A 16,276-nucleotide genomic window follows, 5' to 3' on the forward strand; every position below is an offset into this window, starting at 1 on the left:
ATCAGTGTTATTAAAAATAAATTAATTGATGAAAAATAGGCCGAACACAGATTTAAATGTTGATAAATTAATAATAGGCTGAATGATATAAGATAAAAAACAGATAACACGATATTATAGTGTCAAAAAATATCTGCCTCCCTTAAAAAGGATTAAATTAATTTTAATAAGTGATTTTCAGAAGCAACCCTGATTTATTTTTTTGTAGTCTCATAAAATGAAATTGCCAGATTAATTTGAATTGGTGTCGAAATAGTGGATTATTCTTATTACAATAAAATCCTCGGTCCTGCTCCTTTTTCTCCTAATATACATTTGGGTTGCGTAGCGGGTACTCTGTCAGTGAAAGGCATCCACATGGTGAAGGACGTTATTTAGGTACAACCAAAGGTGGACGAGCCGTCGATCTTCCCTACCTGCAACAAATTGCACTGGCTGCTGACAGCCTTGGTTATCACGGTGTTTTGATCCCGACGGGAAGAGGCTGTGAAGATCCGTAGCTGGTTGCTTCTGCTTTGGTATCAGTCACCCGTAATTTGCGCTTTCTGGTAGCGGTGCGGCCAGGCTTGCAACCACCGTCACTGGCGGCAAGAATGACAACGACGCTGGACAGACTTTCGGAAAGAAGGTTGCTCATTAACATAGTGACTGGTGGAGATCCGGTGGAAAATAAAGGTGATGGTATTTTTCTCAGCCATGCTGAACGTTATCAGCTTACCAGTGAATTTCTTGATATTTATTCGCGTCTATTGGCGGGTGAAAAAGTGAATTATCAAGGTAAATATTTACAGGTGGAAGGGTCTGAGTTATTGTTTCCATCGGTTCAGAAAAATGGCCCTCCACTCTATTTTGGCGGTTCTTCTGAAGATGCTCTTGATGTGGCTGCTCGTCAGGTAGATACCTATCTGACTTGGGGAGAGCCACCAGCACAAGTTGCCGAAAAACTGCAACAAGTGCGTGAACGTGCCCAACAACAAGGCCGGACGCTGGAATATGGTATTCGCCTGCATATTATGTTCGTGAAACTAAGGCTGAAAGGTTGCTGAGGCAATGGTATTGTTTGTATAAGTGACGGCATTGTTTTGCAAACGGGACGCTTCATAGAACCAATCATGACAACAGCACATTATCCCTCTCCATTACAATTTGCTTATTGGGTGCCCAATGTTTCTGGCGGCTTGGTAGTCAGTAAAATTCCTCAGCGCACTCAGTGGGATGCACTATATAATCGGCGGTTAGCACAGATCGCCGAACACGCCGGATTTGATTATGCTTTGACACAAATTCGTTTTACTGCCGGATATGGCGCCGAAAATCAGCACGAATCCGTGACTTTTTCTCAGGATTTGCTGGCGGCAACTGAAAAGTTGAAAGTCATTGCGGCGTTATTGCCCGGTCCTTGGAATCCTGCACTGGCTGCCAAGCAGATAGCTACTATCAGCCACCTTTCCGATGCACGTATTGCCGTGAACATTGTCAGTGGTTGGTTTCGTGGTGAGTTTAAAGCCATTGGTGAACCCTGGCTCGATCATGAAGAGCGCTATTTACGCTCTGAGGAATTTATTCGCTGTCTGCGGGGGATCTGGCAGAAAGAACAGTTCACTTTTGCCGGAGATTTTTATCGTTTTCGGAATTACAGCTTAAAACCGAAACCTCTTCATCCACAGCCGGAAATTTTTCAGGGAGGTAGCTCACGTGCCGCACGGGACATGGCTGCACGGGTTTCTGACTGGTACTTCACTAACGGTAATAGCGTAGAAGGCGTGAGTCAGCAGATCGAAGATATTCAGGTTAAATCCCGGCAAAATGATCGCTCAGTAAAAATTGGTATGAATGCGTTTGTGATTGCCAGAGACAGTGAGCAACAGGCACAGCAGGTGCTGCAAGAGATCATTGATCACGCTGATGTGGAAGCAGTGAAAGGTTTTCAGCATGAGACACAGAATGCGGGCTTGGCTTCACCAGAAAAAGAAGGGAACTGGGCGAAATCCAGCTTTGATGATTTGGTACAGTACAATGATGGCTTTAAACCGAAGCTGATTGGTACACCGCAACAAATAGCTGAACGGATTATCGACTATAAGAGAGTGGGTGTGGATCTATTGTTGCTGGGATTTCTCCATTGTCAGGAGGAGGTTGAATTCTTTGGACGGGAGATTATCCCTCGTGTCCGGGTACTTGAACAACAGTTAATATCGGAGTTAAGAGCATGAAGTGCAGCTCAGTGATATGGAAGAAGGAGATTTTGATAACTGGTATCGTCAGTAACCCAACGCTGTTGGTGGTTGGCCCTGCTGCACGTGGCCGTTTCGGTGAGTTGATGAGGTTGCCGCAGGTGGCAGAACATGCAGTGACTGTTGTCGGTGAAATACTGCATACTCTGCACCTTTCTGAATTTACCCAATCTTCTGCTTTATCAAGCAGTAAGGCTCTGAGTTACCCTGATTAATTAACATGGATTGAGGAGGTTTTAAGGCGAAGTTGTTGAGGTATTATCAAGAGACCAAGTGGCGCTGCGAACATTTACCTGCACAGGCAATATGTTTTTTCACGGGGATGTGGATCATGTAGTGGTTCACATCCCCAGGATAAAATCACGCAGTTAAGTCAACCTGCTGATTATCAATCAGGCGTGTTTTCCCTAACCATGCCGCCATCAGGATCACAGCCTTTTTGCTCTGTGATGTTAAAGGTTTCAGATTTTCTGCATCACGAATAAATATCTCATCCGGCATAAAACCTTCTTCGCGTAGATGAGTGGATATTATTTCAAGCAACTGTTCAATATCCCGTTCACCATTTCTCAACCTTTCAGCCGCATATTGCATAACTTGGTTTAATCGTGGCGCTAATTTTTTCTCTTCTGGAGACAGGAGATTGTTGCGTGAACTGAGTGCCAGCCCATTTTTATCACGGACGATAGGTACGGAAACCAAAGTGATATCATAAGCCATATCAGCAATCATTTTTCGGATAACCTGCAACTGTTGAAAATCTTTTTCACCGAAATAAACCAGATCAGGCTGGATCAGGTTGAACAGTTTGCTGACAACCGTGGTGACTCCGCGGAAATGCCCCGGCCGACTTGTACCTTCAAGCATATAAGAGAGTTCAGGTACTTCAACAAAAGTCTGTTTGCCGTTTAAGCCGTTCGGGTACATTTCGTTGGCATTAGGAGCAAAAACTATCTCAACATTGTGGCGACTCAGTTTTTCGCAATCTTCCTGTAGAGTTCGCGGGTAGTTGATTAAGTCATCTTCGCGATCAAATTGCATTGGATTGACAAAAATGCTCACAATCACTACGTCAGCCTGAGCTTTGGCGGTATCAACCAGAGCCATATGACCATCATGCAGATTGCCCATCGTAGGCACAAAGGCAATTCGTTTTCCGGCCTGGCGCCAACGACGGAGTTCACGGCGTAAAATGGGGATTGTTTCTGTAATCAGCATTGCTCTACTCCTTTATAATTGGCCGTCATGCTGGGTATACCCGTCGTCTTTCTTGAAATCCATAGGGTATATAATTAGTTGAATGAATGTGCTTGATCGGGGTAAGTGCCGTTTTCCACCTGTTTGATGTACAGGTTGATGGCATCCCTTATGTTGCCAGTCTCTTTGAGAAAATCTTTGGCAAATTTCGGTGGTTTCGCGGTAATGCCTAAAGCATCATGCATGACGAGGATCTGACCATCAGTTTGATTGCCCGCACCAATGCCAATAACCGGGATTTCCAGCGCTTTGGTCACTTTCCGCGCCAGTTCTGTTGGTACACATTCCAGCACCAATAACTGCATTCCCGCTTTTTCTAAGGCAATAGCATCGTTAATTAATTGTTGAGCTGTGGGCTCATCACGTCCCTGTACTTTGTAGCCCCCTAATATGTTAACGGCTTGTGGTGTCAGCCCCAGATGCCCACAAACGGGAACAGAACGGTCAGTCAGCATTTTTACTGTCTCGCACAGCCAGCTTCCACCTTCAATTTTAACCATATTAGCGCCTGAACGCATTAAAACAGCGGCATTATTGCAGGCTTGCTCTGGAGTGGCATAACTCATGAAAGGCATATCGGCGATCAGAAAAGCATGGGGAGCACCAGAGCGGACGCTTCGGGTATGGTAGGCAATATCTTCAACTGTAACCGGTAAGGTAGAATCAAACCCTTGCACGGTCATGCCGAGTGAATCGCCAATAAGCATGACATTGATGCCTTGGGCAGCAAACAGGTGAGCGAAGCTAGCATCGTAAGCCGTAATTGTAGCAAACTTACGTTTCTCTTTTTTTAACTGGCTCAGGTCAGCCAGAGATATTGGTTTCATTAATTATCTCCTGAATAGTTATACCCTTTGTCTTTTTTGGGTATAGAGCTTGGTTCATTCGGGTATCAAAGGCGATACCTGATGAAACAGGCTCAGATTATCCAGAAATCGGCCACGGCTGTATGAGATGTTGTGTTACTTTTCCTTCATAAAACTACTGCGCTACAACCAAAACGTCAGGCCATTTTCTGGAACATGTTTTAATCGTTCTGCCAATGTTTCTTTATCAGGAAACACGAGATCCGGTGCAATTTCTGCAAGCGGATAAAGCATAAATTCGCGTTGTTTTAAACCGTAGTGGGGAATAGTCAGGCGTTCAGTATTAATCACTTGATCACCGAATAACATGATATCCAAATCAAGTGTTCTCGGCCCCCAACGTTCGTCTTTGCGGATACGGCCTTGAGCCAGCTCTATCGCCTGAGTGTGATCAAGTAATGTTTCTGGTGGTAAGTGAGTATCCAATGCAACAGCCAGATTGAGATAATCTGGCTGATCCTGTGGCCCCATCGGTTTAGTTCGATAAAATGAGGAGCGTGCAATAAAAGTCGTGTCAGGGATGGTTTCCAGGGCAGTAAGTGCATTATCAACTTGCTGCAAAGGATCCGCCTGATTACTGCCAATAGCGATATAAACCCGGGTCATGATATTAAACATGATTCCTGTTAATTCCTGTTATAGCGAGGACGATTAATACCACCACGGTGCTGGCGCGTTCTGCGACGAACAGGCTCACTGCCAAGCTCAGAGATCATGCCCCGCTGTTGTGAAGGTGTCGATTGTTGGAATTCTATCCACCAGTGCACCAGTTCTTTCAGTTCATGACGTGGTTCAATGCTGGCGCGTAATTCCAATAAATCAAAAGCAGCACGGAATTTTGGATGCTCCATCAATTTATTTGCTCGTTTCCCCTGACGGCGCGGTAGGCGAAGCTGCAATAGCCAAATATCACGCATAGTTGTGGTATGGCGTTTTGGAATGGCAATTGAACGGCACTGTTCATCAAGAATATCATTCATCGCCAGAGCAAAGGCATCGTAATACTGTAATCCCCCTTCCTGCGTCAGTTTTTCCGCATGTTCAATCAGTGGATACCATAATATTGCCGCAAATAAGAAAGCAGGATTGACCCGTTTGTCATTCTGGAGGCGATAATCGGTATTTTTTAATACCTGCTCCAACAATTTTTCCATTGCTGAGTCACCGCGTTGGGTGAATCCACGTTGGATTAGCGGGAATAATGGTTCAAATAGCTGGTATTCACGCAGTAGCTTATAAGTACTGTGACCGTGTCCTGCCTGTAGTAGTTTCAGAGATTCATCAAATAGACGGGCTGGTGGGATCTCTTTCAACAGAAATGCAAGATGTAGGATAGGTTCGGCAGTGGTCTCTTCGATAGTCATGTTTAGCTTGCTGGCGAAACGGACGGCACGCAGCATCCGTACCGGATCTTCGCGATAGCGGGTTTCCGGATCACCAATCAGGCGAATGATACCTTCTTCCAGATCGGCCATTCCACCGACATAATCCCGCAGTGCGAAATCTTCAATACCGTAATAGAGGCTATTGATAGTGAAATCGCGGCGAGCGGCGTCTTCTTCCACTGAACCAAAGATATTGTCACGCAGTAACATTCCACTTTGCGCTTTGTGTGACTGATTGCGGTCATTGCATTCAGTTTGTTCATGTGACCCACGGAATGTGGCAACTTCAATCACATCTGGCCCAAACATAATGTGGGCAAGGCGAAAACGGCGACCAACAAGGCGGCAGTTACGGAATAACTTACGTACTTGCTCTGGTGTTGCGTTGGTGGCAATATCGAAATCTTTCGGTTTTTTGTGCAGTAATAAGTCACGTACACCGCCGCCTACCAAATAAGCCTCAAAACCAGATTTATTCAGGCGGTATAGAACCTTCAATGCATTTTCACTGATATCTTTGCGTGAAATAGGGTGCTGTTCCCGTGGGATCACGGTGATTAGGGGGGCAGAAGGTTTTGCCTTTCCAGATGTTTTCTTCATTTTGATGTTTTCGGCATTTGATGAAGATATGCGATTCACTCTGCGACGTTTAGGCAGAGTGCTGCTCTCTGTTTGAGCAGAATGGTCAGATACGGTGACTGGCCTTTCACTGGCTGCCTGTGCTTCGCGTTTTATCTTGGTTTCGCGGATCAGTAAATTACGGCAGAAAGTTGCTACTCGGTTAAAAATGGTACACCTCGATAGTGACGAATCAAATTAAAACAAAAAACAGCCGCTAATCATAACTTACTGAACATTCTTTGAGAATGCTTGTCGTGCCAATAGCAACACTTTATTTAAATTGTCTATTGATTATATTTTGGGGCAGAACATGATTTATATTCCAACCAACGATAGCCTGTTTTAATAATTGATCTGTGGTGAGATCTTGCCAGCCTGTGATGGTTGGCTGGTTTAAAAATGATAACGCATCAATAAGCAATGGACGTGGATCATCAAGAGGGATCGGTTTTGCATGATTTTGTTTGGAAAGTTTATTTCCCTCTTTATTTAATACAAGAGGTAAATGTACATAATCTGGCGTTTTAAAATTCAGATACCGATATAAAGATATTTGACGAACTGTAGGTTCGATCAAATCTGCTCCTCTGACAATTTCAGTGATGTCTTGATAGTTATCGTCAATAACAACGACAAGATTATAGGCAAATAGACCATCTTTGCGATAAATAATGAAATCTTCTTCAGCCATTTTTGCAGATACGGTGATATTTCCCTGCAATTTGTCGTAAAAACTATAAACAGGAGACTGTTGTTGCAGGCGAATGGCGGCATTATGGGCTGGCAGGTGCAAATGCTGGCAGTAGCCATCATAAAATCCGCCCAAATGCTGAATGCGCTGGCGGGTACAGGTACAGTAATAACTATTTCCCTGTTGTAGTAGCTGCTCAAGTATCGCTCGGTAAGCTTCGTGGCGTTGGGATTGGTACAATACTTCTCCGTCCCAGTAAAGGCCGTAGTGCTCTAATGCTTGCAATATCCGACTTGCTGAGCCGGGAACTTCCCGTGGAGGATCGATGTCATCAATACGCATCAGCCATTTTCCTTGGTAAGCACGTGCCTGTAAGTAACTGCCCAGTGCTGTCACCAGAGAACCAAAATGGAGATCGCCAGATGGGGATGGCGCAAAACGCCCAATATACAACGGAGAATGTTTATACAATAGAAAATGTTCGGATTCGGATTGAGTCATGTCAGGATCAGTTAAGGGAGCATACGGCGCCTTTCAGCGCCGTACTCAACCCATCGGTTAGCCAGCCATTTGCTTTTCGCGAATTTCAGCTAACGTTTTACAGTCAATACATAAATCAGCTGTAGGGCGAGCTTCTAAACGACGAATGCCGATTTCAACCCCACAGGATTCACAGTAGCCGAAATCATCATCTTCGACTTTCTTCAGCGTTTTCTCGATCTTCTTGATCAACTTACGTTCACGATCCCGATTACGTAATTCAAGACTGAATTCTTCTTCTTGCGCCGCACGGTCAACCGGATCAGGGAAGTTCGCTGCCTCATCTTGCATATGAGATACAGTACGGTCTACTTCATCCCTGAGTTGATTGCGCCATGCTTCCAGAATCAGCTTGAAATGCGTTAACTGGGCATCGTTCATGTATTCTTCGCCTGGCTTTTCCTGGTAAGGTTCTACCCCAGCGATGGCGAGAATGCTCAAGGACGAGGTTTTACGTTTTTGCCCTTTTTGCATAATGCTTCTCCTTACACACGCACTATCAAACGACCCCCAACAGTAGGGGGAAAAAATAGGCCGCTATAAATAGCAGATGACTGCGAGGTTGGCAATTATTCCTACCATTAGTTTTGCAATGGTGTGAAGGCAGCCGTGTTTACTGCCTAAATATGCTGCAAAACTTACCTCATCAGCATGATCTGTTTACAAATTATCCCATTGATACAAAAGGTAATTTGTGACTTAGAACCATCCTGTTTTCTGTCATGCTGGCCCCGTAACAAATTACTTCGACCCCTAAATTGCATGCTTGTTCCAAAAGAAAAGCATAATCGTGGTCAATATGTTTTGCTGCTGTCACTTGACTGATACCGGAATGTAAAACAGCAAAGCACAGGACAGCACGCTGTCCCTGTTGCGTTATCAATGATAGTTCACGTAAATGTTTTTGCCCACGAATTGTCACTGCATCAGGGAAATATCCTATATTGCCTTGTAATAAGGTGACCGATTTTACTTCAATATAGCAATTAACTTTTTGTTTTGACTCTAACAATAAATCTATCCTGCTTTTCTCTTTTCCATATCTCACTTCGCGGCTGATTTTTTCGTAGCCGGATAATTCTGAAATTAGATTTTTTCCAATAGACTGATAAATCAGATCATTAGCCCGCAGTGTATTCACACAAATCCAATGCCCGTTTTGGGTTTGTGTCAGCTCCCAGCTATTGGGATATTTACGCTTGGGATTGTCTGATGTGGAATACCAAACAGTATCTCCGGGTGTTGCGCAGCCTGTCATCGCGCCGGTATTGGCACAGTGTATAGTGAGCGTTTCACCTTCTGGAGTGAGAACATCAGCCAGAAAACGTTTATAGCGACGAATTAATGTAGCAGGCTTCAATGGTGGCGAAAATTCCATAAACTTTCCTTTATAACTAACAGGTTCACTATCATTAAGTCATTTGCATGAAGTAACTTGAGCATGAACTAAAATTAAACATGAAGATGAAATTAAACGTGAACTGAAATTAAAATCGCCAATGCTACAATGACAGCCCTTGAAAGTTAATCGCTATGGTGAACCTTTGTTATTACCTATTTATGACGTTGTAGACTCTGTCATAACTCAGTTGGAAACCTCGAAACAGGTTTTATTACATGCTCCGACAGGCGCAGGAAAATCAACAGGATTACCGCTGGCAATCCTGAATAATACCCGGTTTAGCGGACGTATCATTATGTTGGAACCACGGCGTATTGCTGCACGTAGTGTTGCTGAACGTCTGGCAGAGCAATTGAATGAACCAGTAGGTATGACGGTAGGTTACCGAATGCGTTCGGAGACTAAAGTTAGTGTCTCCACACGCCTTGAAGTGGTGACTGAAGGCATTTTGACCCGGATGCTGCAACAAGATCCTGAATTGAGTGATGTCTCTCTCGTCATTCTTGATGAATTTCACGAACGCAGCTTACAGGCCGATCTTGCGCTGGCTCTGTTGCTGGATGTGCAGGAAGGGTTGCGCGATGATTTGCGTATTTTGGTCATGTCAGCCACGCTGGATAATCAGCGCCTTTCTTCTCTGTTACCTGAAGCACCTGTGGTTGTATCAGAAGGCCGCAGTTATCCAGTGGTGAGAAGTTACCAGCCACTCCCTGCCCATCTGCCTTTTGAACAAGCAGTAGTTTCCGTAGTATTACGTTTATTGCAGCAGGAGACAGGCTCCTTACTGCTATTTTTACCCGGAATGGGTGAAATTCAGCGTGTATTGGCTCAGTTGGAGGGCAAGGTTAATAACGATATATTATTGTGCCCACTATACGGAGCTTTATCACTAGCAGAACAGCGCAAAGCAATAGCGCCCGCTCCGGCAGGAATGCGTAAGGTGGTACTGGCGACTAACATTGCAGAAACCAGTCTGACGATTGAGGGAATTCGTCTGGTGGTGGACAGTGGTCTGGAACGTACCAGCCGATTTGAACCGAAGAGCGGCTTAACCCGTTTGATTACCCAACGCATTAGTCAGGCATCAATGATTCAACGGGCTGGTCGAGCAGGCAGGTTGGAAGCTGGCGTGTGTTGGCATTTATTTAGTCAAGAGCAGGCTGAGCGTGCTACAGAGCACAGTGAACCGGAAATTCTGCACTCAGATTTGAGCAATTTGCTGCTTTCTTTATTGCAGTGGGGGTGTCGTGATAGTAGCCAGTTACATTGGTTAGACAATCCACCACAAGCCGTCCTGACTGTTGCCCAATCTCTACTTACTCGATTGGGAGCACTGGATGACAAGCAACAATTAACTGCCCGTGGTTGGCGAATGACCGAATCCGGTTGCGAGCCTCGTTTGGCCGCTATTTTATGTCTGGCAAGAGAATGGTGTTTAGGTAAAGGATCATGTGCGGAGAAAGAATCGACAGGGGAAGTACTGGCAACAGCAGCAAAACTGGTCGCGATCCTTGAGGAGCCGCCACGATGGGGGCAACCGGATCTCACCCATTGTCTTACTTCCAATCAGTCTCATTGGCAGCAACGGGCAAAACAACTATTTAGAAATCTGGTCAGGAGCCTGGCAGATTATACTGTTGCGGATTCTAACAGTATTAATCTGGAGTATGTGCCTGAGTTATTGGTGCAGGGGTTTCCTGATAGAATTGCGAAAAATCGTGACAACCTTGGGCGTTTTCAACTTGCTACCGGCTTGGGTGCTGTACTGGCGCGGGAAGAGTCGCTTTCAGGTGAAACATGGCTGGTAGCACCGACATTGCAGCAAGGTAGCAAAACACCGGATGCACGCATTCTGCTTGCCTGTCCGTTGAATATTGAACAAATAATCAGGCAATATCCTGCTTTGTTTACAGAACAGACAGCTATTGAATGGGATGATAATAAGGGAACGCTGCGTGCATGGAAACGGCTGAAATGTGGACGTTTGACGGTTAAGGCACAGCCTTTGGCAAAACCTTCTGTGACTGAATTGCAGGAAGCCCTGCTAAATTGGGTCCGGCAGGAGGGACTGGCGGCTCTGACTTGGTCACAGGAAGCATCGCAGTTGCGAATTCGTTTGCAACGGGCAGCAGAATGGCTGCCGGAAATTGAATGGCCTGCTGTTGATGATGATGCTTTACTGGATTCTCTTGACCAGTGGCTGCAATCTGCACTGGAAATGGAACATGTGCAAGATTTGAAGAGATTGCGACAAGTTGAGCTGTCATCAGCTCTTGTGACTCTTCTTGATTGGCAGCAGCGGCAAATACTGGATAATGAATTGCCTACTAATTACACTGTGCCAACTGGAAGCCGGATCAGCGTTGAATATTTCTACGATAAGCCACCCGTATTGTCAGTCAGAATGCAGGAAATGTACGGCGAGCAGCAAAATCCGGTTTTGGCGAAAGGGCGAATTCCTGTCGTTGTTGAGTTGTTGTCTCCGGCTCATCGTCCATTACAGATCACCCAAGATCTCGCGGCATTTTGGCGGGGAGCTTATCGAGAGGTACAAAAAGAGATGAAAGGGCGTTATCCCAAGCATTTATGGCCAGATGATCCTGCTAATGCAGCGCCGACGAGGCGCGTGAAAAAATATATGTAATCATTTGAATAAATTCATATTTATACGTTTCATGAACAATTGGAGAATTCGGTATGTCTGATGATGATCGTCAGCCAATCGGACGTAAGGGTAAAAAATCGGGACATCGTCGTGGGCATCAGGCGAATAAACGTCATCGACGGGATGATTATGACTATGATGATTTTGAAGGCGAAAATGATAACGACGATGAGGATGAAGTCATGACGAAAAAAGGGAACAAATCCTCGCAGGTAAAAAGGCGGGGAAAATGGGTCTGGCTGCTGCTATTGAAAATCTTTATTGTGTTGACAGTACTCATTGTTATATATGGTTTTTATCTGGATAAAAAAATTCGCCATCGCATTGATGGCAAAGTTTGGGATCTTCCTGCTGCGGTATATGGCCGTATGGTAAACCTTGAGCCGGGCATGAATTACAGTAAGGCTGAAATGGTTCGGTTATTGGAAGGTATGCAGTATCGGCAGGTGACTAAAATAACCCGCGCAGGTGAGTTTGTGGTCAGGGGCAATGGTATTGAAATGTTGCGTCGGCCTTTTGATTTTCCTGATGGTAAAGAGGGGCAAATTCAGGCTCGTTTAACTTTCAATGACAATCATTTGGCCAGCATTGAAAACATGGAAAACCACCGTCAGTTTGGTTTCTTCCGCCTAGACCCAAAATTGATCACAATGATGCAATCCGCGAATGGGGAACAAAGGCTGTTTGTCCCACGTTCCGGTTTTCCTGATTTGTTGATTCAGACTCTGTTAGAAACGGAAGACCGCTATTTTTATGAACATGATGGGGTACGGCCACTTTCGATTATCCGTGCAGCATTAGCAAACCTGCTGGCAGGCCGTGCAGTTCAGGGAGGCAGTACTTTAACCCAGCAATTGGTGAAAAACTTATTCCTTTCTAGTGAACGTACCCTGAGCCGTAAAATAAATGAAGCGTACATGGCATTATTGTTGGATGCGCGCTACAGCAAGGATCGCATTCTTGAACTCTATCTGAACGAAGTCTATCTGGGACAAAGTGGTGATGAACAGATCCGTGGCTTCCCATTGGCGAGTCTTTACTATTTTGGGCGACCGATTGATGAACTGAGTCTGGATCAGCAAGCGTTGTTGGTGGGTATGGTCAAAGGGGCTTCTAAGTATAACCCGTGGCGTAATCCTAAAGATGCTCTGGAACGTCGCAACATCGTATTGAAAATCCTCCAGAACCGAAAAGTTATCGATCAGGAACTGTATGATCTGCTGAGTGCTCGTCCACTTGGCGTAAAACCGAAAAGCGGGGTGATAACGCCACAACCGGCATTTATGCAGATGGTGCGTCAGGAATTACAGGAAAAGCTGGGTGATAAAGTTAATGATTTATCCGGTGTAAAAATCTTTACTACGTTAGATCCGGTTGCACAAGATGCTGCGGAGAAAGCAATAGAACAAGGTGTTGCTGATCTACGCAAATCGCGCAAGGTGCCTGATTTAGAAGGTGCTATGGTCGTTGTTGATCGTTTCAGTGGTGAAGTCCGGGCGATGGTTGGTGGTTCGCAGCCACAATATGCGGGTTTTAACCGTGCGATGGATGCTCGTCGCTTAATTGGTTCGCTTGCTAAGCCTGCAACTTACCTGACCGCATTGAGTGAACCTGATAAATATCGTTTGAATACCTGGCTGGCGGATGAACCTATCTCAATACCTCAGGCTGGTGGGAAACCGTGGGAGCCGAGAAACTTTAGCCGCACTTTCAGTGGACGAGCTATGTTAATAGATGCGTTGGCACGTTCAATAAATATCCCGACTATCAATTTGGGGATGGATGTGGGGTTAGATCATATTGCCAATACTTTGGTTTCACTTGGTATTCCGGCTAAAGAGATCCAGAAGGTGCCAGCTATGCTGCTAGGGGCTATCAACTTGACACCAATGGAAATGGCCCAGGAGTTTCAAACCATTGCCAGTGGAGGAAATCGTGCCAAACTTTCTGCATTACGCTCTATCATTGCTGAGGGTGGCACCGTGGTTTACCAAAGCTATCCTCAGGCGGAAAGGGCTGTACCTGCCCAAGCAGCTTATTTAACGTTATATGGTATGCAGCAGGTTATTGCGCGGGGAACGGGCCGTTCACTGATCGGAAAATATGGCAAATATAATCTGGCGGGGAAAACGGGAACGACCAATGATTTGCGTGATACATGGTTTGCCGGAATCGATGGTAAAGAAGTCGCGATTGTCTGGGCTGGTCGTGATAACAACGGCCCGACCAATCTGACAGGAGCAACAGGAGCGCTGAAGATTTACGATCGTTATCTGGCGAATGAGGCTCCCCTGATACTGAATAACCAGCCACCAGAAGGTATTGTGGATATATCAGTCAACGAAGATGGCTCTTTTAATTGTGCCGGAGGTGGCATCAGGATCTTACCAGTTTGGACAGATGATCCACAGGCTTTATGTTTACAATCTGTGCAGCAGCCAATTGAGGAAGGTAAAGAAGAGGCTCCGGGCTGGTTGCGTGAGATGTTTGGGCAGTAACCTGTAAGTAAGCAGTTTTAAAATGCAATTCCCCACTCTTGAGAAGTCCTGCTGGGCGTATTGGCGATAATGTCTGCAATTTAAGCGGTATGGGTTTTGGTGTAAGCAGTAATCCATAACACCACAATATTATTGTAGTGTTATGGAGGAAATAGATTATTTCAATTTAACAAAACAACGAGCTGCTGCATCAACGGTACGCTGAATGTCCTCATCTGAGTGAGCGATGGACATAAAGCCCGCTTCAAATGCGGATGGAGCCAGATAGACGCCTTCATCCAGCATTAAATGGAAGAAGGTCTTAAAGCGTTCAACATCACATTTCATTACATCCTGATAGCAGGTAACGCTTTTTGCGTCAGTAAAGAAAATACCAAACATGCCGCCGACGTGGTTAATAACCAGAGGAATACCCGCGTCTGATGCTGCGTTTTTCAATCCCGTCGCCAATTTGTCAGTCAGTTCACTCAGACGCTGATGAACACCAACCTGGGCAACTTCTTTCAGACATGCCAGACCGGCTGCCATCGCGATAGGATTACCGGAAAGCGTTCCGGCTTGATAAATCGGGCCGGTTGGTGCCAGTTTTTCCATAATTTCCTGACGGCCGCCGAACGCACCTACAGGCATGCCGCCACCGATAATTTTTCCAAGAGAGGTGAGGTCAGGCTCAACACTGTAATATTCTTGTGCTCCACCCAAAGCAACACGGAAACCTGTCATAACTTCATCAATAATCAGTAAAGCACCGAATTCATCACACAGTTTACGTAGTCCCGGTAAAAATTCCGGCTGTGGAGGAATACAGTTCATATTCCCGGCGACAGGTTCGACGATAATACAGGCAATTTCTTCCGGGTATTTTTTGAAGGCTGTGCGTACTGAATTCAGATCATTGTAGATACAGGTCAGAGTATGTTTGGCAAAGTCGGCAGGAACTCCCGGTGAATTTGGTTGCCCGATGGTCAGAGCGCCAGAGCCGGCTTTTACCAGCAAACAGTCTGCGTGACCGTGATAGCAACCTTCGAATTTGATGATCTTATCGCGCTGAGTATAGCCTCGTGCCAGACGAATGGCGCTCATGGTCGCTTCTGTACCTGAGTTCACCATGCGAACCATATCCATGGAGGGAACGAGTTCTGTCACTAGTTTGGCCATTTCTACTTCGGCAGCCGTTGGGGCACCAAAGCTTAGACCACGTTCAGCGGCTTCAATGACAGCATTACGAATGGCTGAGTGGTTATGTCCGAGAACCATCGGCCCCCATGAACCGACATAATCGATATAGGCGTTACCATCGACATCATAAAGATAGGCACCATCGGCACGTTGGATAAAAACAGGTGTACCGCCAACGCCGTTAAAAGCACGTACCGGAGAGTTAACACCACCGGGGATGACATGTTTTGCCTGAGAGTAAAGTGTTTCGGACTGGCTCATTAATAAATGCTCCTGAAAGACGACGGGTATATGAAGCCGCCATTTTAAATGACCCTAATAGGTAAGCCAAATCATAAGACCAACTCATAAGAATAGAGTGGGGGTACATCGTGTATACCCGTCATCTTGAAATCCATAGGGTATATATGGCAAAAACTTGAACGAATCAGTCAGGTATTAGATAATCACCGTTAACTGATCAGAAGGTTTATACCCTTTCTATTGGGTATACAACAACTTTCCGAGAACTTTTACCGGAAAACCGGACTGGAGTAAAAATATGAGCGATGATGCTGCACTACCTTTGCAGTTTACTGATGCCGCAGCCAACAAAGTTAAGGTATTGGTTGCAGATGAAGATAACCCGAACCTGCGTTTGCGGGTCTATATTACAGGTGGTGGTTGTAGCGGTTTCCAGTATGGTTTCACTTTCGATGACCAAATCAACGAAGGTGATTTAACAATTCAGAAACAAGGTGTTGAGCTGGTAGTTGATCCGATGAGCCTGCAATATCTGGTAGGTGGTAGTGTCGATTATACCGAAGGGTTGGAAGGTTCTCGCTTTATTGTCACCAACCCGAATGCAAAAACCACTTGCGGTTGTGGTTCTTCTTTTAGCATCTGATTTCACTATTTATTCATCAAATCCAGAATATGAGGGCAATGAAAATATTGTC

12 protein-coding genes and 2 pseudogenes are annotated in these 16,276 nt (G+C 45.3%); 6 read left to right on the forward strand and 8 right to left on the reverse strand.

Annotated features, from left to right (window positions below; genetic code table 11):
- Window positions 1–320 precede the first annotated feature (320 nt).
- The 3 genes and pseudogenes from HGO23_RS04810 to HGO23_RS04820 all read left to right on the forward strand — a co-directional run.
- Window positions 321–1,016, forward strand: a pseudogene (locus tag HGO23_RS04810) (LLM class flavin-dependent oxidoreductase); the annotation flags it as partial.
- Window positions 1,017–1,112: 96 nt separating this feature from the next.
- Window positions 1,113–2,213: a dimethylsulfone monooxygenase SfnG gene (gene sfnG / locus HGO23_RS04815; protein ID WP_209028158.1), complete on the forward strand. Its 1,101-nt coding sequence runs from the start codon at window positions 1,113–1,115 to the stop codon at window positions 2,211–2,213.
- 50 nt (window positions 2,214–2,263) lie between these two features.
- Window positions 2,264–2,449 (forward strand): annotated as a pseudogene (locus HGO23_RS04820) (hypothetical protein); the annotation flags it as partial.
- Between the two features lie 145 nt (window positions 2,450–2,594).
- Here the strand turns inward: HGO23_RS04820 and panC are convergent.
- The 7 genes from panC to sfsA form a co-directional block, all read right to left on the reverse strand.
- Window positions 2,595–3,452 (reverse strand): pantoate--beta-alanine ligase, encoded by an 858-nt coding sequence (gene panC / locus HGO23_RS04825; protein ID WP_099136116.1) that lies wholly within the window; start codon window positions 3,450–3,452, stop codon window positions 2,595–2,597.
- A 74-nt stretch (window positions 3,453–3,526) separates the two neighbouring features.
- Window positions 3,527–4,318 (reverse strand): 3-methyl-2-oxobutanoate hydroxymethyltransferase, encoded by a 792-nt coding sequence (gene panB, locus HGO23_RS04830; protein WP_209028159.1) that lies wholly within the window; start codon window positions 4,316–4,318, stop codon window positions 3,527–3,529.
- A 162-nt stretch (window positions 4,319–4,480) separates the two neighbouring features.
- Complete coding sequence (folK, locus tag HGO23_RS04835; RefSeq protein WP_099136126.1) at window positions 4,481–4,963, reverse strand: 2-amino-4-hydroxy-6-hydroxymethyldihydropteridine diphosphokinase; 483 nt, start codon at window positions 4,961–4,963, stop codon at window positions 4,481–4,483.
- 20 nt (window positions 4,964–4,983) lie between these two features.
- Window positions 4,984–6,342 carry a polynucleotide adenylyltransferase PcnB gene (pcnB, locus tag HGO23_RS04840; protein ID WP_209028160.1) on the reverse strand — a complete coding sequence of 453 codons (1,359 nt, stop codon included), beginning with the start codon at window positions 6,340–6,342 and terminating at the stop codon, window positions 4,984–4,986.
- A gap of 292 nt (window positions 6,343–6,634) precedes the next feature.
- A complete protein-coding gene (gene gluQRS / locus HGO23_RS04845) occupies window positions 6,635–7,555 on the reverse strand; it encodes a tRNA glutamyl-Q(34) synthetase GluQRS (RefSeq protein WP_099136113.1) in 921 nt (306 codons plus the stop codon).
- A 57-nt stretch (window positions 7,556–7,612) separates the two neighbouring features.
- Complete coding sequence (gene dksA, locus HGO23_RS04850) at window positions 7,613–8,068, reverse strand: RNA polymerase-binding protein DksA (protein ID WP_099136112.1); 456 nt, start codon at window positions 8,066–8,068, stop codon at window positions 7,613–7,615.
- Between the two features lie 193 nt (window positions 8,069–8,261).
- Window positions 8,262–8,972 carry a DNA/RNA nuclease SfsA gene (gene sfsA / locus HGO23_RS04855; RefSeq protein WP_099136111.1) on the reverse strand — a complete coding sequence of 237 codons (711 nt, stop codon included), beginning with the start codon at window positions 8,970–8,972 and terminating at the stop codon, window positions 8,262–8,264.
- Between the two features lie 139 nt (window positions 8,973–9,111).
- Between sfsA and hrpB the strand changes: the two genes are divergently transcribed.
- Window positions 9,112–11,640, forward strand: a complete 2,529-nt coding sequence (hrpB, locus tag HGO23_RS04860) for an ATP-dependent helicase HrpB (RefSeq protein WP_244967892.1) — start codon at window positions 9,112–9,114, stop codon at window positions 11,638–11,640.
- 53 nt (window positions 11,641–11,693) lie between these two features.
- A complete protein-coding gene (mrcB, locus tag HGO23_RS04865) occupies window positions 11,694–14,159 on the forward strand; it encodes a bifunctional glycosyl transferase/transpeptidase (protein WP_209028161.1) in 2,466 nt (821 codons plus the stop codon).
- Between the two features lie 156 nt (window positions 14,160–14,315).
- On the opposite strand, the gene hemL is transcribed toward mrcB, so the two are convergent.
- Entirely contained in the window at window positions 14,316–15,599 is a 1,284-nt protein-coding gene (hemL, locus tag HGO23_RS04870) for a glutamate-1-semialdehyde 2,1-aminomutase (protein ID WP_099136109.1), read from the reverse strand.
- Window positions 15,600–15,879: 280 nt separating this feature from the next.
- Between hemL and erpA the strand changes: the two genes are divergently transcribed.
- A complete protein-coding gene (gene erpA, locus HGO23_RS04875; RefSeq protein ID WP_047681311.1) occupies window positions 15,880–16,224 on the forward strand; it encodes an iron-sulfur cluster insertion protein ErpA in 345 nt (114 codons plus the stop codon).
- The last annotated feature ends 52 nt before the right edge of the window (window positions 16,225–16,276 follow it).

The organism is Xenorhabdus budapestensis, from assembly GCF_017743015.1.
GTDB lineage: Bacteria > Pseudomonadota > Gammaproteobacteria > Enterobacterales > Enterobacteriaceae > Xenorhabdus > Xenorhabdus budapestensis.